General features: G+C 72.3%; 19 protein-coding genes. 6 read left to right on the forward strand and 13 right to left on the reverse strand.

All coding sequences use genetic code 11. The annotated features are described in order from the left end of the window. Positions 1-54: 54 nt before the first annotated feature. Entirely contained in the window at positions 55-1,434 is a 1,380-nt protein-coding gene (locus AH6_RS09095) for a cystathionine beta-synthase (protein WP_067476724.1), read from the forward strand. A gap of 153 nt (positions 1,435-1,587) precedes the next feature. On the opposite strand, the gene AH6_RS09100 is transcribed toward AH6_RS09095, so the two are convergent. After that, positions 1,588-3,759, reverse strand: a complete 2,172-nt coding sequence (locus AH6_RS09100; protein WP_067476727.1) for an MMPL family transporter — start codon at positions 3,757-3,759, stop codon at positions 1,588-1,590. Positions 3,760-3,917: 158 nt separating this feature from the next. On the opposite strand from AH6_RS09100, the gene AH6_RS09105 reads away from it, so the two are divergent. Both AH6_RS09105 and AH6_RS09110 read left to right on the forward strand, forming a co-directional pair. Beyond that, positions 3,918-5,066, forward strand: coding sequence for a cystathionine gamma-synthase (locus AH6_RS09105; protein WP_067476730.1), 1,149 nt, complete (start codon positions 3,918-3,920; stop codon positions 5,064-5,066). A gap of 128 nt (positions 5,067-5,194) precedes the next feature. Then, positions 5,195-6,505, forward strand: a complete 1,311-nt coding sequence (locus AH6_RS09110; RefSeq protein ID WP_245679241.1) for an alpha/beta hydrolase — start codon at positions 5,195-5,197, stop codon at positions 6,503-6,505. A gap of 66 nt (positions 6,506-6,571) precedes the next feature. On the opposite strand, the gene AH6_RS09115 is transcribed toward AH6_RS09110, so the two are convergent. The 3 genes from AH6_RS09115 to AH6_RS09125 all read right to left on the reverse strand — a co-directional run bounded on the left by AH6_RS09115 (position 6,572) and on the right by AH6_RS09125 (position 10,652). Next, a complete protein-coding gene (locus AH6_RS09115; protein WP_067476740.1) occupies positions 6,572-7,126 on the reverse strand; it encodes a hypothetical protein in 555 nt (184 codons plus the stop codon). Positions 7,127-7,196: 70 nt separating this feature from the next. Continuing rightward, positions 7,197-9,164 (reverse strand): vWA domain-containing protein, encoded by a 1,968-nt coding sequence (locus AH6_RS09120; RefSeq protein WP_067476743.1) that lies wholly within the window; start codon positions 9,162-9,164, stop codon positions 7,197-7,199. A gap of 66 nt (positions 9,165-9,230) precedes the next feature. Further along, the gene (locus AH6_RS09125) at positions 9,231-10,652 is read right to left on the reverse strand and encodes a sigma 54-interacting transcriptional regulator (RefSeq protein ID WP_157431360.1); all 1,422 of its coding nucleotides are present in this window, start codon (positions 10,650-10,652) and stop codon (positions 9,231-9,233) included. Between the two features lie 143 nt (positions 10,653-10,795). Here AH6_RS09125 and AH6_RS09130 point away from each other — a divergent pair, with 143 nt between their 5' ends. The 3 genes from AH6_RS09130 to ilvA all read left to right on the forward strand — a co-directional run bounded on the left by AH6_RS09130 (position 10,796) and on the right by ilvA (position 14,170). After that, entirely contained in the window at positions 10,796-11,959 is a 1,164-nt protein-coding gene (locus AH6_RS09130; protein ID WP_067476748.1) for an FIST signal transduction protein, read from the forward strand. Beyond that, a complete protein-coding gene (locus AH6_RS09135; RefSeq protein WP_067476751.1) occupies positions 11,956-12,888 on the forward strand; it encodes an ROK family protein in 933 nt (310 codons plus the stop codon). Before AH6_RS09130 ends, AH6_RS09135 begins: the two co-directional genes overlap by 4 nt. Before the next feature lie 61 nt (positions 12,889-12,949). After that, positions 12,950-14,170 carry a threonine ammonia-lyase gene (ilvA, locus tag AH6_RS09140; protein ID WP_067476754.1) on the forward strand — a complete coding sequence of 407 codons (1,221 nt, stop codon included), beginning with the start codon at positions 12,950-12,952 and terminating at the stop codon, positions 14,168-14,170. Here the strand turns inward: ilvA and AH6_RS09145 are convergent. The 9 genes from AH6_RS09145 to hppD form a co-directional block, all read right to left on the reverse strand. Continuing rightward, positions 14,167-14,904, reverse strand: coding sequence for an ABC transporter permease (locus AH6_RS09145; RefSeq protein WP_218005761.1), 738 nt, complete (start codon positions 14,902-14,904; stop codon positions 14,167-14,169). The two genes, ilvA and AH6_RS09145, sit on opposite strands and share 4 nt — an antisense overlap. Positions 14,905-15,072: 168 nt before the next feature. After that, on the reverse strand, positions 15,073-16,038 hold the full coding sequence (locus AH6_RS09150) for an ATP-binding cassette domain-containing protein (protein WP_067476760.1): 966 nt from the start codon (positions 16,036-16,038) through the stop codon (positions 15,073-15,075). A gap of 114 nt (positions 16,039-16,152) precedes the next feature. Beyond that, the gene (locus tag AH6_RS09155) at positions 16,153-17,574 is read right to left on the reverse strand and encodes a M1 family metallopeptidase (RefSeq protein WP_067476763.1); all 1,422 of its coding nucleotides are present in this window, start codon (positions 17,572-17,574) and stop codon (positions 16,153-16,155) included. Positions 17,575-17,664: 90 nt separating this feature from the next. After that, positions 17,665-19,107 (reverse strand): M1 family metallopeptidase, encoded by a 1,443-nt coding sequence (locus tag AH6_RS09160; protein ID WP_067477243.1) that lies wholly within the window; start codon positions 19,105-19,107, stop codon positions 17,665-17,667. Beyond that, entirely contained in the window at positions 19,104-20,798 is a 1,695-nt protein-coding gene (locus AH6_RS09165) for a M1 family metallopeptidase (protein ID WP_245679242.1), read from the reverse strand. Before AH6_RS09165 ends, AH6_RS09160 begins: the two co-directional genes overlap by 4 nt. Before the next feature lie 113 nt (positions 20,799-20,911). Next, the gene (locus AH6_RS09170) at positions 20,912-22,510 is read right to left on the reverse strand and encodes a M1 family metallopeptidase (protein ID WP_067476766.1); all 1,599 of its coding nucleotides are present in this window, start codon (positions 22,508-22,510) and stop codon (positions 20,912-20,914) included. Positions 22,511-22,574: 64 nt separating this feature from the next. Further along, complete coding sequence (locus tag AH6_RS09175) at positions 22,575-23,258, reverse strand: RDD family protein (protein WP_067476769.1); 684 nt, start codon at positions 23,256-23,258, stop codon at positions 22,575-22,577. Between the two features lie 85 nt (positions 23,259-23,343). Continuing rightward, the gene (locus AH6_RS09180) at positions 23,344-24,021 is read right to left on the reverse strand and encodes a DUF4190 domain-containing protein (protein ID WP_067476772.1); all 678 of its coding nucleotides are present in this window, start codon (positions 24,019-24,021) and stop codon (positions 23,344-23,346) included. A 155-nt stretch (positions 24,022-24,176) separates the two neighbouring features. Further along, positions 24,177-25,271: a 4-hydroxyphenylpyruvate dioxygenase gene (gene hppD / locus AH6_RS09185; protein WP_067476775.1), complete on the reverse strand. Its 1,095-nt coding sequence runs from the start codon at positions 25,269-25,271 to the stop codon at positions 24,177-24,179. Positions 25,272-25,353: the final 82 nt, after the last annotated feature.

Here is a 25,353-nt window from a genome sequence, read left to right on the forward strand (position 1 = left end):
ACAGGGATGTAACACGCTGGAACTCGCAGCGCTGATCTCGACAAGGACGTCGCGGTGCACGTACATGACTCGTTGGTCGAACTGATGGGCAACACCCCGCTGGTTCGGTTGCGGAAGGTGACCGCCGGCCTGGCGCCCCAGGTGCTCGCCAAGGTGGAGTACTTCAACCCCGGCGGCTCGGTCAAGGACCGCATCGCGGTCCGCATGATCGAGGCCGCCGAGGAGTCGGGGCAGCTGAAGCCGGGCGGCACCATCGTCGAGCCCACCTCCGGCAACACCGGGGTGGGCCTGGCCATCGTGGCGCAGGAGCGCGGCTACCGCTGCGTCTTCGTGTGCCCGGACAAGGTCGCCAAGGACAAGATCGACGTGCTGCGCGCCTACGGCGCCGAGGTGGTGGTCTGCCCGACCGCCGTCTCGCCCGAGCACCCCGACTCCTACTACTCGGTGTCGGACCGGCTGGCGGCGGAGATCCCCAACGCCTGGAAGCCCGACCAGTACGCCAACGCCAGCAACCCGCGCTCGCACTATGAGACGACCGGTCCCGAGATCTGGGAGCAGACCGAGGGAAAGGTCACACACTTCGTGGCCGGCATCGGCACCGGCGGCACCATCAGCGGCACCGGCCGCTACCTCAAGGAGGTCTCCGGCGGGAAGGTGCGGATCATCGGCGCCGACCCGGAGGGCTCGGTCTACTCCGGCGGCAGCGGCCGGCCGTACCTGACCGAGGGCGTGGGCGAGGACATCTGGCCCGACACCTACGACCGCGGCATCTGCGACGAGATCATCGCGGTGTCGGACAAGGACTCGTTCACCATGACCCGGCGGCTGGCGCGCGAGGACGCGCTGCTGGTCGGCGGCTCGTGCGGGATGGCCGTGGTGGCGGCGCTGCGGGTGGCCGCGCAGGCCCCCGACGACGCGGTGATCGTGGTGCTGCTGCCCGACGGCGGCCGCGGCTACCTCAGCAAGATCTTCAACGACGAGTGGATGGCCGACTACGGCTTCCTGCCCGCCGCGCACGAGGAGGCCAGCGTCGGCGAGGTGCTGACCCGCAAGGGCGGCACGCTGCCGGAGTTCGTGCACGCGCACCCGCACGAGAGCGTGGAGACCGCGATCGCGATCATGCGCGAGTACGAGGTGTCGCAGCTGCCGGTGATGAAGGAGGAGCCGCCGGTCATGGCGGCCGAGGTCGTCGGCTCGGTGGCCGAGCGCGACCTGCTGGAGGTGCTGGTCAAGGACCGCGACCGGCTGGCCGAGCCGCTGGAGGCGCTGATGGCCCCGCCGCTGCCGACCATCGGCTCGGGCGAGCCGGTCAGCAAGGCCGTGCAGGTGCTGGAGAAGTCCGGCGCGGCGGTCGTGCTGGTGGACGGCAAGCCCAAGGGCCTGATCACCCGGCAGGACCTGCTGGCCTTCCTCGCGGGCGGCACGGGCGTCTGACGCCCGGCCGGGCCCCCGCCGTCCCGGAAAACGCCGAGGCGCCGGAGACCCATGGTCTCCGGCGCCTCGCGCCCCCGTCACGGGGGTGCCGGACCGCGGCGTCCCGCCGAGTGGGCGGCGGTTACCGGTCGGGACGCCGCGGTCCGGCGTCCATCAGGAGCCGATCCCCGTCTTGGCGAACCGGTCCTCCAGCGGGTCGCCCGGGTCCTGCAGCGGCGCCCGCGGGGCGTCGCTGTGGCCCGGCCACCAGGCCTTGTGCCCCAGCAGCGCGGTGATCGCCGGGACGAAGAAGGCGGCCATCACGAACGCCGACAGCAGGATGCCGATCGCGACGCCGAACCCGATCTGGGCCGTCATCGACTGCGGCGACACCACCAGCATCGCGAAGGTGCCGGCCAGGATCACGCCCGCCGCGGCCACCGTCGGACCGGCGTGCTGGATGCCCAGCGCCGCGCCGCGCCGCGGGTCGTGGCCCTCCCGGGCCTCCTCCCGCAACCGGGCGATCATCAGGATGTTGTAGTCGGTGCCGATCGCCAGCACGAACAGGTACAGGATGATCGGCAGCTGGAACATCAGGCCCGGCTTGCCCTCGATGAACTGGAACAGCACCACCGTGGCGCCCAGCGTCGCGGCGAAGCCGAGCAGCACCGCCCCCACCAGGTAGATCGGCGCGACCAGCGCCCGCAGCTGGAGGGCCAGGATCAGCCCGATCAGCACCACCGCCACCGGCAGGATCACCGACAGGTCGCGGTTGTTGATGGTGTTGATGTCGGCGAAGACCGCGGTCTGCCCGCCGACCAGGACCTTGGCCCCGGCGGGCGCGCCCTCGTGCACGTAGTCGCGGAACGGGCCCTTGACCAGCTGGATCGACTTGCTGGAGTTGGGGTTGTCCTTCAGCGACACCGCGAACTTGGCGACGGTCTTGTCCTGGCTGAACACCGGCTTCTGCACGCCGCCCTGCCCGACGCCCGGCGCGCCGTTCAGCCGCTGGGAGTAGGACGCGAGGTCGGCCTCGGTGAGCGGCTTGTCGGCCTTGACGTACACCTCGGTCGGAGTGAGCAGGCCGGCCGGCAGGCTGTTGCGCAGGTCCTTCATGGCCTTGGCCGACTCGGTGTTCTGCGGCGCGCTGGCGCTGAAGTCGTAGTCGGCCTTGAACCCGAACGCGGCGGCCGCGAGCGCGACCAGCACCAGGCCCGACGCCGCGGCGGCGACCACCGGGCGGCGGCCGACGCCGTTGCCCAGCTTGACCCACAGGCCCGGCTTGGGCTCCTTCTTCCAGGACTTCGACGGCCAGAACACCGCCGGGCCGATCAGCGAGATGATCGCCGGGACCAGCGTCAGCGAGGTGACGAACATGACCGCGACCGCGATGGCCAGCTGCGGGCCGAGGCCGCCGAACGCCTTGAAGGAGGCCAGCAGCAGCACCAGGAAGGCCACGATCACCGCGCCGGCGGCCGAGGCGATGGCCTCGCCCACCCGCTCCACGCTGGTGATCATCGCGGTCTTCTTGTCCTCGCCGGCGCGCAGCCGCTCGCGGTAGCGGAACAGCAGGAACAGGATGTAGTCGGTGCCGATGCCGTAGAGCACCACCACCACGATCATGTCGAAGCCCTTGTCGAAGTTCAGGTCGAAGGCGTTGCCGATCATGGCGGTGAGCGCCCCCGACACCATCGACACCACGCTGATCACCACGATCGGCAGCAGCGCGGCGATCGGGGCGCGGAAGATGATGCCCAGCAGCACGATGATGATCACGATGGTGCCGATGCCGATCAGCGCCATCGTCTGCTTGTCGGACTCCTCGTTGTCCACGGTGGAGGCCTGGTCACCGGTGATGCCGTAGCTCAGCGGGCCGCCCCGCAGCTGCGCGGTGGTCTCGGTGCGCAGCTTCTTGATCGCGTCCTTGCCCTTGGTCATCGCGTCCTGGTCCTGCCAGTCGTTCGGCAGGGGCACCGCGATGAGCTGGATGGAGCGGTCCGGGGCCGGCGGGGTCGCCGTCACCTTGGTGACGCCCGGGATGTTCTTGCCCTGGAGCGCCTGCGCGACCTGGCCGATGCGCTGGGTGTCGGCCTCGGTCAGCTTGCCGCCGTCGCTCCGCTTGACGACGATCATGGCCGGGCTGGTCTTCTGGTCGGCGCCCGGGAACGCCTCCCCGGCCAGCTTGGCCGCCTGGATCGACTCGTACTTGGTCGGAAGGAAGTCTTCCTGATCGGTCTTGGTCTTGAGTTCCGGGGCGAGGGCCACCAGGCCCACGGCCACGACGACCCAGGCCAGGATCGTCCACCACGGATGTCTCACGACGCCGCGCCCAAGGCGTGCGAACATGCGTTTTCCTTCAGTTAAGGGGGAATCTAGGGATACGCATAGAAGACTAGGGATCGAACGCCCCCGTGTAGTCAGCCCGCGAGCCGAAATGAGCCCTGATACCTGCGGGGGACCCTCTCCTCCGCAAGGAGGGTCGCGGGGTGGATAGCCTCGTTCCCATGGACAACGAGGTTCACCAGGGGTTCGAGACCCTGGCCATCCACGCGGGGCAGGAACCCGACCCGACCACGGGCGCGGTCGTCCCGCCGATCTACCAGGTCTCGACGTACAAGCAGGACGGCATCGGGGGGCTGCGCGGGGGCTACGAGTACTCGCGCTCGGCCAACCCCACCCGTACCGCGTTGGAGGTATGCCTCGCCGAGGTCGAGGGCGGCTCGCGCGGGCTGGCGTTCGCCTCCGGGCTCGCCGCCGAGGACACGCTGCTGCGCACGGTCTGCCGGCCGGGCGACCACGTCATCATCCCCAACGACGCCTACGGCGGCACCTACCGGCTGTTCGCCAAGGTCGCCGAGCCGTGGGGGGTGACGTTCGACCCGGTGCCGCTGGGGGACGCGGCGGCGGTGCGGGCGGCGATGCGGCCCGAGACGAAGATGATCTGGGTGGAGACGCCCACCAACCCGCTGCTGGGCGTGGCCGACATCGCCGGGCTGGCCGGGATCGCGCACGCGGGGGGCGCGCTGCTGGCGGTGGACAACACCTTCGCCTCGCCCTACCTGCAGCGGCCGCTGGCGCTCGGCGCCGACGTGGTCGTGCACTCCACCACCAAGTACATCGGCGGCCACTCCGACGTGGTCGGCGGCGCGCTGGTGGTCGCCGACGCCGACCTGGGCGAGCGGCTGACCTTCCACCAGAACGCCATGGGCGCGGTCGCCGGGCCGTTCGACGCCTGGCTGACGCTGCGCGGCATCAAGACCCTCGGCGTGCGGATGGACCGGCACTGCGCCAACGCCGAGAAGATCGTGGACATGCTGACCCGGCACAAGGCCGTCCGGCAGGTGCTCTACCCGGGCCTGCCCGACCACCCCGGGCACGAGGTCGCCGCCAAGCAGATGAAGGCGTTCGGCGGGATGGTGTCGTTCCGGATGGAGTCGGCCGAGGCCGCCGTCGCGGTCTGCGAGCGCACCAAGCTGTTCACGCTGGGCGAGTCGCTGGGCGGCGTCGAGTCGCTGATCGAGCACCCGGGGCGGATGACGCACGCCTCGGCGGCCGGGTCGCCGCTGGAGGTGCCCGACGACCTGGTGCGGCTGTCGGTCGGGATCGAGGACGTGGCGGACCTGCTCGCCGACCTGGAGCGGGCCCTCGCCTGACGTGCGGTTATTCGCGGTGGTTTGCCCGGCGAGTCCTTCTTGCCGGGTAAACCGCGCGCCGTTCCCACCACCATGTTGATCAAACATCTATGATGTGCGCGCCGGGTTTCATCAAGAAAGGGCCGCGAGTGCGCAAAGTACTGGTGTGCGGGGCGGCGTTCGCCGCGACGTGTATCTCCGCCGTCGCCGTCCCGACGGGTGCCGGGGCGGCCACGCCCGAGCCGGTCCCGACGCCGAGCGATTCGGTGACCGCGACGCCGACGCCGACGCTCCCCGAGCTTCCCGACCTCCCCGTCGAGCCCGGCGAGCCGGGCGAGCCCGAGGTCCCGGGCACCCCGACGCCGACCCCCTCGGACTCGATGTCCCCGGCCGAGGGCTCCGCCACGCCCTCGCCGCAGCAGCCCACCGCCCCCGCGCCCGGCGCGACCGGCGGCACCGGGGCCACCACCGGCTCCGGCTCGGTGGTGTCGGCCCAGGGCCTCATGGTGACCCCCAAGCCGCCGCGCACCGCCCACTACGCCTACGGGCCGAACGCGCGGCAGCGCATCGACGCCTACTGGCGTCCCGCGCCCGCCGCCAAGGCCGCCAAGAAGCCGGTCAAGCCTGCGAAGCCCACCAAGCCTGCCAAGCCCGAGGAGCGGCGGACGGCTGCGACGCCCAAGCCGGGCACCTCCGCCGCCCCCGGCACGCAGGACGCCCGGGGAGCGCAGGGAGCGCCCGCCGCGCCGCAGGCCAAGCCGCGCCCGGCGATCCTGATGCTGCACGGCGGCTACTGGCTGGAGGGCGACAAGGGCGGCTGGAAGTACTTCGCGCGCCGCCTCACCAACCAGGGCTTCGCCGTCTTCGCCGCCAACTACCGGCTCACGCAGTCGGCCCAGTGGCCCGCGCAGCGCAACGACACCATGGCGGCCCTGGACTTCATCAAGAAGCACGCCAAGAAGTGGAACGTCGACCCGAACCGGATCGTCATCATCGGCTCCTCGGCGGGCGGCATGCTGGCGACCCAGGCCGGGACCGTCGGCGAGGGCGCGCAGCGTGTCCGCGGCGTGGTCGCGCTGTCGCCGGTCAACACCCCGTACCTGGCCTACCAGGACGGCGTGAAGCCCACCGCGCGCCCCGGCCAGCGCAAGCTCAAGAAGGCGGTCGTGGACCTGGTCCACTGCGTCCCGCAGCCGGCCGCGGCCGCGTGCTGGAAGCGCGTGGAGGACGCCAACTCCGCCGCGCACGCCTCGGCGGGCGACGCCCCGATGTTGCTGATGCACAGCGCGGGCGACTTCGTCCCGGTCACCCACAGCACCGGCCTGGCCAGCGCGCTGCGCGGGGTGGGCGTCCCGGTGACCGTCCGCACGGTGCCCGGCGCGATGCACGGGTCCCAGCTGCTGAACGACGAGAACGTGTACCCGGAGATCCTGAGCTGGGTCAAGGCCCGCACCCGCTGATCCCGGGAACGTGAACGGCGGCCTCGCGCGTGCGCGCGGGGCCGCCGTTCTCATGTCTGCGCGAGGTCAGCCGTTCCAGACCATCAGGACCAGGATGACCAGCCAGATGAGCGCGATGACGCCGGAGATGGCGGCGATCCGGCCGCGCTCGACCTGGGCGATGTCGGTACGGGGAGCGGCGGCACGGCTCGCCGGGGCCTCGGCCGCGGCCGGGTCGGCGGCGGTCTTCCCGGTGGCCTTCTCAGCCGTCTCCTCGGCGGGCGCGGCGGGGACGACCTCGGCCGACGTCTCCTCGGCGGCGGCGACCTCCAGGGCGTGCGCGGCCTTGCGCTGGTCGCGGTCGACCAGGAACAGCAGCACCAGCGCCACCACCATCAGCGTCATCGACACCGACAACCACACCTCGCCGAGCCGCCCCTTGCCCAGGAACATCCCGAACAGGAAGATCCCCAGCGTGCCCAGGCCGTAGATCTGCGTGGTGCGGTTGAGGTAGCGCACCACCGCCACGTTCCGCCGGCGGATGTAGCGCGGGGTGGCCATGGTCGCGGCGGTCAGCGGTCCCAGCGTGAAGATCGCGAATCCGATGTGCAGGATCAGCAGGAGGCGATCAGAACTCGACATACCGCGACCCTAGCCCCCGCCGCACGCCGTACCTAGACGAACCCGCGAAGGGGTCCTCGGGGCGGGGTCCTCAGCGCCTGCCGCGCCGCACGCGCAGGTAGTCCGACACCACGTACTCGCCGAGCCGCTCGGCGTCGGGGGCGAAGACCCGGCCGCCGTTGCGGCGGGCGACCTCCTCCACGAACGACACCAGCCGCCGGTCGTCGGCCAGCATGAAGAAGTTCATGCCCGCGCCGCGCCGGGTCATCTTGTCGACCTCGGCCAGGGTGAGCACCAGCGTGTCGGCCGAGGGCGGGTAGTCGAACAGGGAGCGGCCGTCCGGGCGCAGGTGGGCGGTGGGCTCGCCGTCGGTGACCACCAGGACGATCGGCTCGAAGTCGGGGTGCCGGTCCAGGTGCCGCCCGGCGATCATCAGGGCGTGGTGCAGGTTGGTGCCCTGCACCATGTCCCAGTCCAGCCCGGCCATCTCGGCCGGGTGCAGCTCGCGGGCGTAGTTGGAGAAGCCGATGATCTTGATGGCGTCCTGCGGGAACTTGCTGGTGACCAGGGTGTGCAGGGCGAGGGTCGTCTGCTTGGCCGCCGCCCAGGTGCCGCGCAGCACCATCGAGTAGGACAGGTCGACCAGCAGGCAGACGGCGGCGGCCGAGCGGCGCTCGGTCTCCTGCACCTCGAAGTCGTCCACCGCCAGGCGCACGCCGCCGCCCTTGGCCGGGGCCTCCATCGCGTTGCGCGTGATGGCGTTGCTGACGGTGCGGACGACGTCGAGCGGCTGCTCGTCGCCGAACCGCCACGGGCGGCTGGTGCCGGTCAGCTCGCCCGCCTGGCCCGCGTCGCGCTGGTCGTGGTCGCCCTGGCGGCCCTCGGCGAGCTGGGAGAAGACGCGCCGCAGCGCGGTCTCGCCCAGGCGGCGCACCGCCTTGGGGGTGAGTTCGAGCTTGCCGCGCTTGCGCTGGAGGTAGCCCTGGCGTTCCAGCTCGGCCTCGATGCGGCGCAGCTCGGCCAGGTCGTCGACGGCGCGGCGGCCGAGGGCGCGGCGGACCGCCTCCTCGTCGACGTCGTCGAGCCGCGCGCCCGGGTAGTCCTGGGCGAGCGCCTCCTCCAGGCCGGCGAGGTCGGCCAGCTCGGCGAGGGCGGAGGTGGCGTCGGACATGCCCAGGGGGTCGTCGCCGGTCATGTTCTCGGGCGTGCCCCAGCCGAGGTCGGGGCGGCGCACGCGCAGCGCGTCGTTCAGCCGCGTCATCTCCATGGCGAGGCCCGCGTCCTGCATGGCCTGGTCCATCAGGTCGGCCAGCTCGGCGCGCTGCTCGGGCGACAGGGAGGCCAGCAGCCGGTCCATGGCGGCGGCGCGGCGGGCCAGGGAGTCGACCAGCTCTTCCAGGTCGCGCGGGTTGTCGGGGAAGAACTCCCCGTGCTCGCGCATGAAGTCGTCGAAGTCCTGCTGGGTGTGCTCGCCGCGGGCGTCCTTCTCCAGCATCTGGTTGAGCGCGGCCATCATGTCCTTGACGCGTTCCATGGCCTGCGGGTCCTGGCTCTGCAGGGCCTGCTTCATGCCTTGGAACTGCGCGTCCAGGACGTCGTTGCGGAGCAGGTCCTTGAGCTGCTCGAAGGTCTGGCGCGCGGCGTCCGAGCGCCACTCGTAGTTCGACAGGCGGCGGATCGCCTGCGCGGTGTCGGGCGGCAACGTGTCCAGCTCGGCTTCGCGCAGGCGCGCGTCGTCACTCGGGTCAGGGAACAGCTCGGCGCGTTCCTGGCCGATCGCGGTGTCCAGCAGCGCGCGCGCCTGCTCCAGCGTGCCGTCCAGACGGCCCCGCTCGCGCAGCTCCTGGCGGCGCTCGCGGACCTGGCGCAGCAGGTCGTCCAGGCCCTTGCGGTCACGCGCGCCGGGCAGGCCCCGGCGCAGCAGGTCGCGCAGCGCCTCGTCGGGCCGGGTGCCGTCCAGCACCGAGTCGCCGAGCGCGTCGAGCGCGTCGCGGACGTCGTACGGCGGAGCCAGCGGATCGGGCCCGTCCTGGTACGCCCCGTAGCGGTAACGGCTCACGGGCGCCCCCTCTCGGGTCGGGTGCGGCGTCAGGTTCGGAGTTCAGGTGCGGCGTCAGGTTCGGAGTCAGGTGCGATAGGTGGCGGTTCCGTCGGCGCGGCCTTCCGAGACGTCCTTGGACAGGCGGCGGGACAGGAACAGCCCCTCCAGGGCGAACTCCAGCGCGGCGGCGGCCTGGCCGGGGGAGTCCCCGGTCATCTCCAGCCGTTCCATGATCTTGGCGAGGCCGCGGACCTGCCCGATGCGGCGCAGCAGCTCGGCCGCGCCCACCAGCTCGCCGGACTCGACCAGCTCGCCGGAGTCGAACTTGTCGAGCAGGCCCGACAGGTCGGCGGTGCCCAGGGTGCGGCGGTAGGTCTCGGCGGTGGCGCGGCGCAGCAGGTGCTCCAGCACCTCCTGCTCGCGGCCCTCCTCGCTGACCTCGAACTCGACCTTGCCCATCAGCGTCGGGACGACCGCGGGCAGGTCGCACACGCGGGCGACCGCGTGGTCCTCCCCGGCGAGCGCGGCCCGCCGCACCGCCCCGGCCGCGACGGTCTCGGCCGCCGCCAGCGCGAACCGCGCCGACACCCCGGACCGGGCGTCCACGGCGTTGGACTCGCGGACCAGCCGGGTGAAGCGCGCGATCACCTCGACCAGGTGCTCGGGCACCTCGGCGGGCACGCCGCCGAGGTCGGCGAAGTCGGCCTCCTGGCGGATCAGGGCCAGCTCGGTGTCCAGCGCCAGCGGGTAGTGGGTGCGGATCTCGGCGCCGAAGCGGTCCTTCAGCGGGGTGATGATCCGGCCGCGGTTGGTGTAGTCCTCGGGGTTGGCGCTGGCGACCAGCAGGACGTCCAGCGGCAGCCGCAGCGCGTAGCCGCGGATCTGGACGTCGCGCTCCTCCAGGACGTTCAGCAGCGACACCTGGATGCGCTCGGCGAGGTCGGGCAGCTCGTTGATGGAGAAGATCCCGCGGTTGGTGCGCGGCACCAGCCCGTAGTGCACGGTCTCGGGGTCGCCCAGCGTGCGGCCCTCGGCGACCTTGATGGGGTCGACGTCGCCGATGAGGTCGCCGACGCTGGTGTCGGGGGTGGCGAGCTTCTCGCCGTAGCGCTCGTCGCGGTGCTTCCACGACACCGGCAGCTCGTCGCCGGTGTCGGCGGCGAGGCGGCGGCAGCGCACGCACACGGGGGCGTAGGGATGGTCGTTGATCTCGCAGCCGGTGACGACCGGCGTCCACTCGTCCAGCAGGCCGCCCAGCGTGCGGATCAGCCGCGTCTTGCCCTGGCCGCGCTCGCCCAGCAGCACCAGGTCGTGCCCGGCCAGCAGGGCCCGTTCCAGGTGCGGCAGCACGGTGTCGTCGAACCCGACGATCCCGGGGAAGCGCGGCTCGCCCGATCTCAGCCGGGTGAGCAGGTTGTGACGGATCTCGGCCTTCACCGAGCGCTGCACGTGGCCGCTGGTGCGCAGCCCGCCCAGAGTGGTCTCGCGAGGTGTGGATGGACGCACGCGATCGACATTACGTCGCCGATTCCGCAAATCGCACCCCCGCGCGGGATTCGGCCCCGTCCGGAGTTTGGGACAGGGGGGAGCAGCGGGGAGACTAGGGAGGGTGAACAGACCCGGTGACCCGTTCGAGGGAGGCGGCCCCGATGGCACGATTCGGTGACGGCCTGGCCGTCGGCCCCGACCTGACCAGCGCCGCCGCGGCGGCGGTCGAGCAGGCGCGCGCGTCGCTGGACGCGCCGCCCGACCTGGTGTGCGTGTTCGTCTCCGGCGGCGACCCCGAGGAGGTGGAGCGCGCGGTGCTGCGCGCCACCGAGGTCGCGCGGGCGCGGGTGGTGCTGGGCTGCACCGCCGCCGGGGTGATCGGCGGCGGCCGGGGCGTGGAGGAGACCAGCGCGGTCAGCGCGTGGGCGGCGGTGCTGCCGGGCGCGCGGCTGGAGCCGTTCCGGCTGGAGACGCTGAAGGCCGAGGACCGGCTGATCGTCGTCGGGATGCCCGAGGGGCAGGACGACGACGTGGTCGGCGTGCTGCTGGCCGACCCCTACAGCTTCCCGGTGGACGCGTTCGTGGAGCGGTCCGGCGAGGCGATGCCGGGCCTGCCGCTGGTCGGCGGCATGGCCGACGGCCGCGAGCGCGGCGACGTGCGGCTGTTCCTGAACGGCGACGTGCACGCCGAGGGCGCGGTCGGCGTCGTGCTGGGCGGCGCGGTCACCGCGACCACCGTCGTCAGCCAGGGCGCGCGGCCGATCGGCCCCGACATGGTGGTGACCCGCGCCGACGAGAACGTGCTCTACGAGCTGGCCGGAACCCCGGCGCTGGAGAAGCTGGAGCAGGTCGTGCTGGACCTGCCCGAAGAGGAGCAGGAGCTGGCCGGGCGCGGCCTGCTGATCGGCGTGGCGATGGACGAGTACGCCGACGTGCACGAGCGCGGCGACTTCCTGGTGCGCGGCGTGGTCGGCGCCGACACCGACACCGGCGCGATCGCGATCGGCGACGTGGTGGACGTCGGCCGCACGGTGCGCTTCCAGGTCCGCGACGCGGGCGCGGCCGAGCACGACCTGTCGGCCCTGCTGGAGCGCTTCGACCTGCGGCCGGTGGAGGGCGCGCTGCTGTTCTCCTGCAACGGGCGGGGCCGGGCGATGTTCCCCGACTCCGACCACGACGCCAAGGTGCTGGGCCGCGCGTTCGGTCCGGCGGGCATCGGCGGGTTCTTCGGGGCGGGCGAGATCGGCCCGGTCGCCGGGCGCAACCACGTGCACGGCTTCACCGCCTCGATCCTGGCCTTCGGTCCGGCGGGGGACGCTCCTTGAGCGCACCGGTGCTGGCCGTCGACGTCGGCGGCACCAAGCTGGCCGCCGGGGTCGTCGATCCGGACGGCCGCGTGGTCTCCTACGACCGGGTCGCGACCCCGGCGGACGTGGACGCCGAGGGCCTGTGGCGCACGCTGGAGGCGCTGCTGGGCAAGCTGACGGCCGGTGTCGGCGCGCTCGCGGGCGTCGGCGTCGGCTGCGGCGGGCCGATGACCTGGCCCGCCGCCGAGGTGTCGCCGATCAACATCCCGGCCTGGCGCGGCTTCCCGCTGCGCGAGCGGCTGCGCGCGGCCTACCCGGGGCTGCCCGTGCGCGTGCACAACGACGCCGTCTGCGTGGCGGTCGGCGAGCACTGGCGCGGCGCGGGCCGGGGCCGCGCCGACGTGCTGGGCATGGTGGTGTCCACCGGCGTGGGCGGCGGCCTGATCTCCGGCGGGCGGCTGGTCGACGGGGCCAGCGGCAACGCCGGGCACATCGGCCACGTCGTCGTCGACCCGGACGGGCCGCCGTGCGGCTGCGGCGGGTACGGCTGCCTGGAGGCCGTCGCGCGCGGCCCCGGCCTGGCCGCCTGGGCGCAGGAGCAGGGCTGGCGGACCGGTCTGCCCGCCACCGGCGTCGAGCTGGCCGACGACGCGCGGCGCGGCCACCCCGTCGCGGTCGCCGCGATGCGCCGCGCGGGCCGGGCGCTGGGCGTCGCGATCGCGTCGGCCACCCACCTGTGCGACCTGGAGGTCGTCGCGATCGGCGGCGGGCTGTCGCAGGCGGGCGCGCTGCTGTTCGACCCGCTGGAGGAGGCGCTGCGCCGCCATGCCCGCATGGAGTTCGCGCGCCGGGTCTCGGTGGTGCCCGCCGCGCTCGGCCAGACCGCCGGGCTCGTCGGCGCGGCGGCGCTGGTCTACGAGGGCGGGCGCTACTGGAGCGCCGGCTAGCGCGGGGCGCTCCCGGCCGCGTCCCGGCCGGAACGGTCGGGGCGCATGGCAGGATTTCGGCATGGCCCTGAACCTCGATGACATCCGCGCGGCCCGGGAACTGCTGCGCGAGGTGATCGTGCCGACCCCGCTGATCCACTCGCGGGTGTTGTCGGAGGCGATCGGCGGCCCGGTCTACCTCAAGTGCGAGAACCTCCAGCGCACCGGCTCGTTCAAGATCCGCGGCGCGTACGTGCGGATCGCCCGGCTGAGCGAGGCCGAGCGCGCCGGGGGCGTGGTCGCCGCGAGCGCGGGCAACCACGCGCAGGGCGTCGCGCTGGCGGCGTCGATGCTGGGCTGCAAGGCCACGGTGTTCATGCCCGCGGGCGCGCCGCTGCCCAAGGTCGCCGCGACCAAGGGCTACGGGGCCGAGGTCGTGTTCCCCGGCCCGACCGTGGACGACTGCCTGGAGGCGGCGCAGGAGTACGCCGCCGAGCGCGGCGCGGTGTTCATCCACCCCTTCGACCACGCCGACGTGGTCGCCGGGCAGGGCACCATCGGGCTGGAGATCCTGGAGCAGCTGCCCGACGTGCGCACGGTCGTCGGCGCGGTCGGCGGCGGCGGGCTGATGTCGGGCGTGGCGACGGCGCTGAAGGCGGCGGCCAAGGAGACCGGCGCGCAGGAGGTCAAGATCGTCGGGGCGCAGGCCAAGCGGGCGGCGGCGTTCCCGCCGTCGCTGGCGGCCGGGCGGCCGGTGCGGGTGGAGGTGCAGCCCACCATGGCCGACGGCATCTCGGTCGGGCGGCCCGGCGACCTCACCTACGACCTGGTCACCGACCTGGTGGACGCGGTCGTCACCGTCACCGAGGAGTCGATCTCCCAGGCGCTGCTGATGTGCCTCGAACGTGCCAAGCAGGTGGTGGAGCCGGCCGGGGCGGCGGGCGTCGCGGCGTTGCTGGAGCACTCCTACGCGGTGCGCACCCCGGTGGTGGCGCTGCTGTCGGGCGGCAACATCGACCCGGTGCTGCTGGCGAAGGTGCTGCGGCACGGCCTGGCGGGCGCGGGCCGCTACCTGGTGGTGCGCTGCCGCCTGAAGGACCGGCCCGGCGCGCTGGTCACGCTGCTGAGCGAGCTGGCCGAACTCGGCGTGAACGTGCTGGACGTGATGCACGAGCGGATCACCGCGCGCCTCCACGTCGAGGAGGCCGAGGTGCTGATGCACCTGGAGACGCGCGGCTCCGAGCACAGTGAGGACGTGCTCGGGCGGCTGAGAGCGAAGGGCTACACGCTCACGCTCAGCTAGACCCGCTTGTACTGGCGGACCGCCAGGAAGCCGAACACCGCGATCAGCCCGACGCACCAGGCGAGGGCCTGCCAGACGGCCGGGAACACCGCGAACTGCGGCGGCCCGATGAACAGGCCCCGGCACGCGTCCACGATGATCGACACCGGGTTGACCTTGGCCCACGCCTGGAGCCAGCCCGGCATGGTCTGCACCGGCACGAACGCGTTGCTGGTGAAGGTGAGCGGGAACAACCACACCATCCCGGCGATGTTGGCGGTCTCGGCGTTGCGCACCGACAGCCCGATCCACGCGCCGATCGACCCGAACGCCAGCACCGTCAGGCCCAGCATGGCGATGCCGAACAGGCCGCCCCAGAAGCCGTTGGTGAAGCGGAAGCCCACCAGCAGCCCGACGCCGATCATCACGATCGCCACGAACAGGTTGCGCACCAGGTCCGAGCCCATGCGCCCGATCAGCACCGCCGAGCGCGCCATGGGCAACGAGCGGAACCGGTCGATCAGGCCCTTCTGGAGGTCGTCGGCGAGGCCGGTGGAGATGCCCGCGGTCGCGAACGTCATCGACTGCGCGAAGATCCCGACCATCATGTACTGCACGTAGTCGATGCCCGGCGGGGTGCGGACCGCGCCGCCGAACACGTAGCGGAACAGCAGCACGAACATGATCGGCTGGATCAGCGAGAAGAAGAACAGCTCGGGGATGCGCGGGATCTGCCGCAGATGCCGCTTGGTCATCTCCCAGCTGTCGGACAAGACATATTGGGCAGTGCTCATGGCCTCGCCTCCGCTCGGCGGCTCGCGGCCGCCAGATGCGCCCTCTTCCCTCGTCGCAGGCTCCTCGGTCCAGAGGGCGCACGTCCGCTCGCGCTCATGGCCTCGCCTCCGCTCGGCGGCTCGCGCTCATCAGTCCCGTTCCTCCTGCTCGTCCTCGGTGCGGCGGCCGGTGAGGGACAGGAACACCTCGTCCAGGGTCGGGCGGCGCAGGCCCAGGTCGTGGGCCTCGATCCCGGCGGCGTCCAGCGCGTTCACCACCGCGACCAGGCTGCGGGTGCCGCCCGCCACCGGCGCGGAGACCGTCAGCGTCTCCTGGTCGATCTCGGGGGTGGCGTCGGTGACCGCCAGCACCGCCGACGACGCCTTGGGGATCATCGCGGCCGAGCCCACCGTGAAGCTGATGCGCTCCCCGCCGACCTGCGCCTTGAGCCGGTCGGAGGTGCCCTGCGCGATCACCTCGCCGTGGTCGATGATGACGATCTCGTCGGCCAGCTCGTCGGCCTCCTCCAGGTACTGGGTGGTGAGCAGCAGCGTGGTGCCCTCGTGCACCAGCTCGCGGATCACCTCCCACATGCCGAGGCGGCTGCGCGGGTCCAGGCCGGTGGTGGGCTCGTCCAGGAACAGGATGCGGGGCCGGATCACCAGCGCGGCGGCGAGGTCGAGGCGGCGGCGCATGCCGCCGGAGTAGGTCTTGGCGGGCCGGTCGGCGGCCTCGGTCAGCCGGAACCGGGCCAGCAGCTCGGCGGCGCGCTCGCGGGCCGCGCGGGCGGGCAGGTGGTACAGGCGGCCGAACATGTCGAGGTTCTCGCGGCCGGTGAGGTACTCGTCCACCGCCGCGTACTGGCCGGACAGGCCGATGATCTTCCGGACGGCGTCCGGCTCGCGCGCCACGTCGTGCCCGCCCACCACGGCGCGGCCGCCGTCGGGTCTGAGCAGGGTGGTGAGCATCCGGACGGTGGTGGTCTTGCCCGCGCCGTTCGGGCCGAGCACGCTCAGCACGGTGCCGGCCGGGACGGCGAGGTCCACCCCGTTGACGGCCTGGACCTTGCCGAACCGTTTCACCAGGCCCTCGGCGATGATCACATTGTCGGTCACGCTGCGCCCCCTTGTCAGGCGACATCATAGAGTGACCGATCAACTCCGGAGCGGGTTCCCCCGGGAACGGGAAGACCGCGGGGCGCGCGGCCCCGCGGTCTCCGTCGATGTCCCCTACAGGCTGGGCTTGCCCGAGGTGTAGACCCACTTGGCGAACAGGGCGTCGAGCTGCTTGCCCGAACGCCGCTCGCAGAACTTGATGAAGTCGGCGGTGGAGGCGTTGCCGTACTTGTTGGCCTCCGGCCACGTCTTCACGATCTTGAAGAACGCCTTGTCGCCGACCGCCTTGCGCAGCGCGTGCAGGGTCATCGCGCCCCGCTCGTACACGGTCGGGTGGAAGATGTTGTCGCGGCCCGGGTCGGCGGTCTTGGGCTGCCACAGGTCGTCGTCGGCCGGGGTGGCGTAGGTCTCGTCGAAGCTCTGCTGGACCGGCTTGCCGGTGTACTTCTCGAAGTACAACCACTCGGCGTAGGTGGCGAAGCCCTCGTTCAGCCAGATGTCGGCCCACTTCTCCGGCGTGACGCTGTCGCCGAACCACTGGTGGCCCAGCTCGTGCGCCAGCAGGTCGCCCCGCGGGATGGTGCCGGGGCGGCGGGTCAGGTCGTAGACCGGGCGGCCCTGGGTCTCCAGCGCGTAGCCCAGGCTCGCCTTCACCGTGATGCCGCCGGTGGAGGAGAACGGGTAGCGGCCGAAGTAGCCCGCCAGGAAGTCCTGCACGTCGCCGGTCTGGGTGTTGAAGTCCTTGGCCAGCGCGGGCGGGGTCTTGAGCTGCTGGTCGGTGGCGGTGATGTTGGGGACGCCGCTCTTGGTCTTCCCGAAGATCACGTCGTACTTGCCGATCGCGATCATCGCCAGCTCGCTGGCCATCGGCTGGCGCATCTTCCAGCGCGAGGTCTCCAGCCCGCCCCTGGTCCACTTGCCCGCGAAGTCGCCGTTGGCCAGCGACGTGGTGCCCTTGGGCGTGGTCAGCGTGAAGCTGTAGGTCGCCTTGTCCTGCGGGGTGTCGTTGACCGGGTAGAGCGTGGCCGCGCCGATCGGCTGGTTGACGAAGATCGCCCCGTCCGGGGTCGCGACCCAGCCGGACACGCCGAGCGCCGGGTCGTCCACCTTCTGCGGCACGCCCGAGTAGGCGACCTCGACGGTGAACGAGCGGTGCTTGGTCAGCCCGCGCGACGGGGTGATCTCCAGCTCCTGCGCGCCGGTGCGCTTGAAGGCGGCCTTCCGCCCGTCCACCTTCAGCGAGGAGATGGTCAGCGGGCCCAGGAAGTCGAGGTTGAAGCGCGACAGGTTCTGGGTGGCGCGGGCCTTGATGCCGGTGACGGCCCGCACGGCCTTGGTGGCCGGGTCGTACTTCAGGCCGATGTCGTAGTGCGCGACGTCGTAGCCGCCGTTGCCCATGTCGGGGAAGTAGGGGTCTCCCGCGCCGGGGGCGCCGGGGGTGTACCGGGCGGCGGCGCCCGCGGGCGCCGCCGTCACCAGGAGACCGGCCGTGACGCCGAGCGCCACGGCTGCCAGTGCTTTGGGGGTTCTGCTCATCGGCCCCGTCCTCGGAGTGGGTCTGTCTGCCCCCAGACTCGCGAGTGATCAACGGCGGTGCAAGCGCGATTCGGTATCGAAACGGCCGATTCAGGACGGCTTCGGCGGCCAGACCGGCTTTCCGGGCGTGAAAAGCCACGTCTGGAAGAGGCCGTCCAGCCGCTTTCCGGAGACCTTCTCGGCGTGCGCGACGAAGTCGGCGGTGGTGGCGTTGCGGTGCCGGTGCGCCGCCGCCCACGTCTTGAGGATCTTGAAGAAGGCCGGGTCGCCGACGGTGGTGCGCAGCGCGTGCAGCGTCATCGCGCCGCGCGTGTAGATCGCGAACGAGTCGAACAGCCCCTTGCGGCCCGGCGCGCCGGTGGGCCGCTGCCAGCCCTTGTTGTCGGCGGCCCGCTGGTAGGCGGCGGCGAAGCGCTGCGCGGTGCTGCTGCCGCCGGTGCGCTCGGCCCAGAGCCACTCGGCGTAGGTGGCGAAGCCCTCGTTCAGCCAGATGTCCTGCCAGCGCCGCAGGCTCACGCTGTCGCCGAACCACTGGTGCGCCAGTTCGTGCACCACCAGCGAGGTGTCGGCGCCGCTGGGGTAGGTCGGCCGGTTCTGGGTCTCCAGCGCGTACCCGACGGCCACGTCGTCGATCACGCCGCCGGTGGAGGCGAACGGGAACGGCCCGAACATCCGCGCCAGCCCGTCGGTGACCTCGCCGGTGGTGCGCGGCAACCAGGCGGGGTCCTGCGGCGAGGTCGGGTCGACCGCGGTGATCATCCGGGTGCCGTGCGGGGTGCGGGTGTCGCGGACGGTGAACTTCCCGATCGCGAGCAGCGCGAGGTAGCTGGCCATCGGCTCGCCGGACTTCCAGCGGAAGACGGTGCCGTCGGCGGTGCTCGTGGTGCGGCCCGGCTCGCCGTTGGCGATCGCGTGCAGGCCCTTCGGCACCTCGATGGTGAAGGAGTGCGCGGCCTTGTCGGACGGGTGGTCGTTCAGCGGGTACCAGGTCGCCGAGCCCAGCGGTTGCGACAGGGTGTCCGCGCCGTCGGAGGTGTTGATCCAGCCGGTGCGGCCGAGGCCGGGGTCGTCGAGGGTGCCCGGGGTGCCCGAGTAGCGCACGGTCACGGTGAACGTGGCGCCCTTGGCGATGCCGTTGGCCGGGGTGACGATCAGTTCCTGGCCGTCGCGGCGGAACGCGGCGGCCTTGCCGTCCACGGTGACCGACTCGACGTTCAGGCCGACGAGGTCCAGGTTGAAGCGGGACAGGTTCTGCGTCGCGGCGGCGGTGATGGCGGCGCGGCTCTCGATGTGCGGCCCGCCGGGGAGGTAGCGCAGCGAGATGTCGTACTTGCGGGCGTCGTAGCCGCCGTTGCCCGCCTTGGGGAAGTACGGGTCGCCCGCGCCGTCGGCGCCCGGCGTGAACGCCGGGGCGGTGTTCGCCGGGCCGGTGGGAAGGGGACGCTCGGCGGCGGTCGCGGCGACCCCGGAGGCCCCGGCCAGCGCCGGGAGCAGGAGCGCCGCGGCCGTCCGCCGCGCGCGGAGTGTGATCACCACTTCTTGGGCTTGCCCTTCTTGTACAGCCACGCGTCGAACAGCCGGTCGAGCTGCTTGCCGGAGGTCTTCTCGGCGTGCGCGACGAAGTCGGCGGTGGTCGCGTTGCGGCCCTTGCGGCCGCTCGCCCACGTCTTGAGGATGGTGAAGAACTTCTTGTCGCCGACGCGCTGGCGCAGCGCCTGGAGCGTCATCGCCCCCCGGATGTAGACCGAGAAGCCGAACAGCTCCTTGGCCCCCGGGCGGCCCGGCGGCGGGGTGAAGATCGGGGAGTCGGCGGGCTGCTTGTAGTAGCGGTTGAAGATCTTCTTGGCGGTGTCCTTCTTGCCGCGCTCGGCCCAGAGCCACTCGGCGTAGGTGGCGAAGCCCTCGTTCAGCCAGATGTCCGGCCAGGTGCGCACGCTGACGCTGTTGCCGAACCACTGGTGCGCCAGCTCGTGCACCACGAAGTCGTCGTCGGGGGCGAACCCGGCGTAGACGGGGCGCTCCTGCGTCTCCAGCGCGTAGTCGAGCCGGGGGTCGTCCACGATGCCGCCCGCGGTCGCGAACGGGTACGCGCCGAAGGTCTTGGCCTCCCATTTCAGCGCCGTGATCGTGGTGGAGTGCAGGCGTTTGGCCGCGCTCTTGAACTGCGGGTCCACCGCCGTGATCACCGGGATGCTCCCGGCCTTGCCGCGCTTCACCTGGAACTTGCCGATGGCCACCATCGCCAGGTAGCTGGCCATCGGGGACTTCTCGGCCCAGTGGTAGGTGGTCGTGGCGCCCTTGGCCTCGGTGCGGCCGGGCGTGCCGTTGGCCAGGACCTGGAGGTTCTTGGGGACGGTGACACGGTAGGCGTAGGTGGCCTTGTCGCTGGGGTGGTCGTTGACCGGCAGCCAGGTGGGCGCGCCGTCGGGCTCGGCGACGACGAGCGCGCCGTCCTTGGAAGGCACCCAGCCGTAGGTGCCGAGGCCGCCGCTGCGGATGGGGCCGGGGCGGCCCGCGTAGCGGACCAGGACGGTGAAGGGCGCGCCGGAGGCCATCACCGGGACGGCGGGGGTGACGGTCAGCTCCTGGCCCTTGCGGACGTGGGTGGCGGGCGCGCCGTTCACCGTCACCTGGGTGATCTTGGGGCCGCGGAAGTCGAGGTTGAAGCGCGACAGGTCCTGCTTGGCCCTGGCGGTGATCCGCACGCTGGCGGTGACGTCGCCGTTGGCGCTGTAGGTGAGGTCGACGTCGTAGTGCTGCGCGTCGTAGCCGCCGTTGCCCGCCGACTTGAAGTAGGGGTCGCCGAGGCCGGGCGCGCCGGGCGTGGCGGCGGCGACGTTCGGGGCCGCTTGCAGGGCGAGTGCGGTGGAGGGGCTGGGCGAGGGGGCGGGGGAGGCGCAGCCGTCCAGGGCGGTCGAGGCGCCGGGGGGAGTGTCGGCGGTGGTCTGCCGGTTCGGGGCCGGAGCGGGCAGGTCGGGCGGCGGGACGGCCAGGCGGCGGTAGGCGTGCCGTTCGGCGGGGGTGCTGGCTGGCGGGGCGGCTGCCTCGGACGCGGGGGCCGGAGCGGCTGCTTCGGACTCGGGGGTCGGGACGGGCGACGGTTCCGGGCAGGCGTCGGACGCGCCCGTACGCGCCTTCGGGGCGACCGCCCCGTCCGGCGGACCGGCGGCCGCCGCGCCGTGCACCGACACCAGCAGGGCCGCGGCGGTCGCCACGGCGGTCACGCGTCCATGAGGCCCGTTCATCCGCCCCACCATGGACGGCGGGCGGGGCGGCGGCGCGCCGACTTGCCGGGTCTTTTCCGAACCCTTGCCGAGCCTTCGCCGCCGCCGGAACGTCAGAGGCGCGGGCGGCCCTTCTCGAACAGCCACGCCTGGAACAGGTCGCCGAGCTTCTCGCCCGACACGCGCTCGGCCACCGCGATGAACTGCGGCGTCGTGCCGGTGCCGTGGCGGCGCTCCTTGGCCCACGTCTTCAGGATCGCGAAGAAGTCGGCGTCGCCTACCTTCTTGCGCAGCGCGTGCAGGGTCATGCCGCCGCGCTCGTACACCGAGCGGCCGAACATCTCCGCCTGGCCGGGCGCGCCGGTCGGCACGTCCCACAACTCGCGGTTGCCGGAGTTCATGTACAACGAGTCGAACTGCTGCTGCACCGACTGGCCGCCTGTGCGCTCGGCCCACATCCACTCGGCGTAGGTGGCGAAGCCCTCGTTCAGCCAGATGTCCTGCCAGCGGCTCACGCTGACGCTGTCGCCGAACCACTGGTGGGCCAGCTCGTGCGCGACGATCGTCTCGTCGGCGCCGAAGGCCCCGTAGACCGGGCGGTTCTGGGTCTCCAGTGCGAAGTTCACCGCGGCGTTGTCCACGATGCCGCCGGTGGAGGAGAACGGGAACGGGCCGAACCACTTGGCGAGCTGGTCGGTGACCTCGGCGTTCTTGGCCTGGAAGGCGTCGGCCCGCGTGCCGGGGACCGACGGGTCGACCGCCGAGATGTTCAGCACGCCGCCGGGGGTGCGGCCCGAGCGCACGTCGAAGCGGCCGACGGTGACGGTGGCGAGGTAGGTGGCCATCGGCTCCTTCACCCGCCAGGTGGTCGGGGCCGCGCGGTGCTGGGCGGCATGCTGGTGGGCGGCTGGGACGATGTCGGGTTCACCCGGTTCGTTGGGTTCGCCGCCGGGTGCCTCGCCGCCGGGCGCGCCGGGCGTCTCGGTCCCGCCGCCGCCCGGGGGCCGCGCCGGGGCCACGTTCCCGATCGGCTGCGTGGGCTCGCCGTTGGCGATGGCGGTCAGGCCGTCGGGCACGGTGATCTCGAAGTCGAAGGTGGCCTTGTCGCTGGGGTGGTCGTTGCTCGGGAACCAGGTGTGCGCGCCGCTGGGCTGGCAGGCCACGAACACGCCGTCGGCGGTGCGGATCCACCCGTACTTGCCGAGGGTGCCCTGGTCGAGGGGGCGGGGCGTGCCCGAGTAGCGCACGGTGGTGGTGAAGGTCGCGCCCTGCTCCAGCGGCTTGGCCGGGACGACGGTCAGCTCGGCGTCGCGGTGCTCGTTGCGGGCGGCGGCGCCGTCGACCTTCACCTCCGCGACCTTGAGGCCGGTCAGGTCGAGGTTGAAGCGCTCCAGCCGCCCGGTGGCCTTGGCGGTGATCTCGGCGGTGCCGTCCAGCTCGACGTCGCGGCCGGGGTTGATCGCCAGCTTCAGCTTGTAGTGCTGGACGTCGTAGCCGCCGTTGCCGTCGCCGGGCACGTAGGGGTCACCGGCGCTGGCGGGCCCGGCCGAGCCGGACGGCGCGGGCGGCTCGGACCCGGCGGGCGCGGTGGCCTGGCCGCCGCTGCTCCGCGAGACGTCGCAGGCGGTCAGCGAACCGGCGAGGGCGAGCGCGGCGAGCCCCGCGGCGCCCCGGCGGAGACGGCGGGCGGGACGGGGGGACACTCCGGCCATATGCACGTTGCCCAGCCTGCCTGCGAAAGGGCGGGCTGGGCAACTCGCGGCGCCCGGAATGTGGTCAGCGCTGAGCGTAGGGATCGGGCACGCCCTGTCCCGCCCTGACGACCAGGGTGCGGGCCACCTTGTCGTGCAGGGCCTGCTTGCGCGGGTCCCACAGGATCCAGGCGACGTCCAGGAGCCCGCCGAGACCGCAGGTGAACACGGCGACCAGGTAGGAGAAGCCGGTGCGCCAGGCGGACTGGCCGAACGACAGCGCGCCGCCGTCCACCTCGCGCACCACGCGGATGCCCAGGACCTTCTTGCCGAGGGTCTGGCCCCACTTGTAGTGCATGACGACGTAGTAGAAGAAGGCCGCGACGCTCAGCAGGAAGCTGACCCCCGCGCCCGTGCCGCTGTAGATGTAGACCGGATTGTCGGCGCGGCCCTCGACCCGGACGAGGTCCGGGAACGGCCAGGACAGCAGCGTCGTCACGACCGACACCAGGAGCCAGTCGAGGACGGCCGCGCCCAGGCGGGCCCAGCGGCTGGCCAGCCCGTCGCCCGGCGGGACGTGTTCGGCGGCGCCGCCGTATCCGGGCAGGCCGCCGTAGGGGCCTTGCCCGTACGGCGGCGGCTGCTGTTGCCCGTAGGCGCCCTGGTAGGGCGGCGGCTGCTCGCCGTAGGGCGGCTGCTGTCCGTGAGGCTGCTGTCCGTAGGGCGGTCGCTCGCCAGGGTCGTTGGGGTCGTGCGGCGGTTGCGTCATGCCGCCCAACGTGCGACCTCGGCCCACGGCTCCGCCACCGCCGCGCCCTGACCAGGCCAAATATTTGCCCGGCCGGCCGGGACGGTCAGTAGGTCCCGTTCCCCGACCCCGCGAACGCCCCCGCCATGATCGCGATCACCAGGACCACCCACACCAGCACGGCGATGTAGCCGAGGACCAGGCCGCCGATGGCCAGGCCCCGGCCGCCCTCGCCGCTGCGCTTGATCCGGCCGAGCGACATGTGGCCGAGCACGATCGCCGCGATCGAGACGGGCCCGCACAACACCAGGCCGACGATGCCGCAGATCAGGCTGGCGATGGCCAGGGTGTTGGTGCCCCCCGACGTGGGCTGCGCGCCGTAGGCGTAGGGCGCGCCGCCGTACGGAGGTTGCTCCCCGTAGGGAGAGCCGCTGTAGCCGCTCCCGTAGGGCGACGTCGACGGAGGAGGCTGCGACCCGTACGGCTGCTGGCCGTAAGGCGACTGCGACTCGCCGTACGACGACTGCTGGCCGTAGGGCGACTGGGACTCGCCATAGGGAGACTGCGACTCGCCGTAAGACGACTGGGACTCGTGGCCCGGCTGCTGCTCCCGGTAAGGGGAGTACGGCTGCTGCTGCTCGGACCGCGCCGAATCCGTGTCCTTGCTGAGCGAGGGCGGAGAATCGGACGGGGAGGACCCGGAATCGCCGGGCGACCGCCACGGCTGGTTCTCGGGGTGCTCGCCCGGCTCATCGGGCGTGGGGCCGTGCGGAGGTTGACTCATGCCGACAGGATCGGCCGCAGGCCGCCCCCGCAAACCTGCCGGGCCCCGGAAATGACCAGGTTTTTTCCAGTGCGGAGGACGACCGGCGGCACTGGCGTCCCACCGGTCGTCTCCCGTCACACCGCGCGGCCCTCAGGGCGTCGCGGGCCGCCGCGTCACAGGTTGCCGCGGGCCTCCTGCTCGCGCTCGATAGCCTCGAACAGCGCCTTGAAGTTGCCCTTGCCGAAGCCCAGCGACCCGTGCCGCTCGATCAGCTCGAAGAACACCGTGGGCCGGTCCTGGACGGGCTTGGTGAAGATCTGGAGCAGGTAGCCGTCCTCGTCGCGGTCGACCAGGATCTTCCGCTTCTGGAGCTCCTCCACCGGCACCCGGACCTCGCCGATGCGCTCGCGCAGCTCGGGGTCCTCGTAGTAGGAGTCCGGCGTGCTGAGGAACTCCACCCCGGCCGCGCGCATCTGGTCGACCGACGCCAGGATGTCGTTGGTGGCCAGCGCGATGTGCTGCACGCCGGGCCCGCCGTAGAACTCCAGGTACTCGTCGATCTGCGACTTCTTCTTGCCCTCGGCGGGCTCGTTCAGCGGGAACTTCACCTTGCGGGTGCCGTCGGCCACCACCTTCGACATCAGCGCCGAGTACTCGGTGGCGATGTCCTCGCCGACGAACTCGGCCATGTCGGTGAAGCCCATGACCCGGTGGTAGAAGTCGGCCCACTCGTCCATGCGCTCGACGTTGCCCACGCAGTGGTCGATCGCCTGGAAGTAGCGCTTGGTCCGCGGCGGCTCGACGATCGGGTCGGCCTCCGCGAAGCCCGGCAGGTAGGGGCCGGAGTAGTTGGAGCGGTCGACCAGCGAGTGGCGGGTCTCGCCGTAGGTGGCGATCGCGGCGATGACGACCTTGCCGTGCTCGTCCTCCAGGACGTGCGGCTCCTCGATGCCGGTCGCGCCCTTGGCGAGGGCGTGCTTGTAGGCGGCCTCGACGTCGGGGACCTCGATGGCCAGGTCCACCACGCCGTCGCCGTGCTCGGCGATGTGCCGGCCGATCTCGGTGCCGGACTTCACCGGCCCGCGGAACACGAACCGGGCGCCGCCCGATTCCAGGACGTGCACCGCCTCGTCGGGGCTGCCGTTCTCCGGGCCGCGGTAGGCCACCCGGCGCATGCCGAAGGCGGTCGAGTAGTAGTGCGCTGCCTGCTTGGCGTTGCCGACGGCGAAGACGACGGCGTCCATGCCCTTGACCGGGAACTCATCCATACCCACATCACGACATGCCGCTGCATTCTGCGCAAGAGTGGATCAGATCGCTGGACACCTTGTACAGTCAGACCCCGGTCCG

This window comes from Actinomadura hibisca NBRC 15177 (assembly GCF_001552635.1).
Classification (GTDB): domain Bacteria; phylum Actinomycetota; class Actinomycetes; order Streptosporangiales; family Streptosporangiaceae; genus Spirillospora; species Spirillospora hibisca.

Excerpts from the sequence above, each read along its gene's own strand:
- AH6_RS09100 (WP_067476727.1), bottom strand. The coding sequence starts at position 3,759 with ATGTTCGCACGCCTTGGGCGCGGCGTCGTGAGACATCCGTGGTGGACG.
- AH6_RS09105 (WP_067476730.1), top strand. The coding sequence starts at position 3,918 with ATGGACAACGAGGTTCACCAGGGGTTCGAGACCCTGGCCATCCACGCG.
- AH6_RS09115 (WP_067476740.1), bottom strand. The coding sequence starts at position 7,126 with ATGTCGAGTTCTGATCGCCTCCTGCTGATCCTGCACATCGGATTCGCG.
- AH6_RS09130 (WP_067476748.1), top strand. The coding sequence starts at position 10,796 with ATGGCACGATTCGGTGACGGCCTGGCCGTCGGCCCCGACCTGACCAGC.
- ilvA (WP_067476754.1), top strand. The coding sequence starts at position 12,950 with ATGGCCCTGAACCTCGATGACATCCGCGCGGCCCGGGAACTGCTGCGC.
- AH6_RS09145 (WP_218005761.1), bottom strand. The coding sequence starts at position 14,904 with ATGACCAAGCGGCATCTGCGGCAGATCCCGCGCATCCCCGAGCTGTTC.
- AH6_RS09155 (WP_067476763.1), bottom strand. The coding sequence starts at position 17,574 with ATGAGCAGAACCCCCAAAGCACTGGCAGCCGTGGCGCTCGGCGTCACG.
- AH6_RS09170 (WP_067476766.1), bottom strand. The coding sequence starts at position 22,510 with ATGGCCGGAGTGTCCCCCCGTCCCGCCCGCCGTCTCCGCCGGGGCGCC.
- AH6_RS09175 (WP_067476769.1), bottom strand. The coding sequence starts at position 23,258 with ATGACGCAACCGCCGCACGACCCCAACGACCCTGGCGAGCGACCGCCC.
- AH6_RS09180 (WP_067476772.1), bottom strand. The coding sequence starts at position 24,021 with ATGAGTCAACCTCCGCACGGCCCCACGCCCGATGAGCCGGGCGAGCAC.
- hppD (WP_067476775.1), bottom strand. The coding sequence starts at position 25,271 with ATGGATGAGTTCCCGGTCAAGGGCATGGACGCCGTCGTCTTCGCCGTC.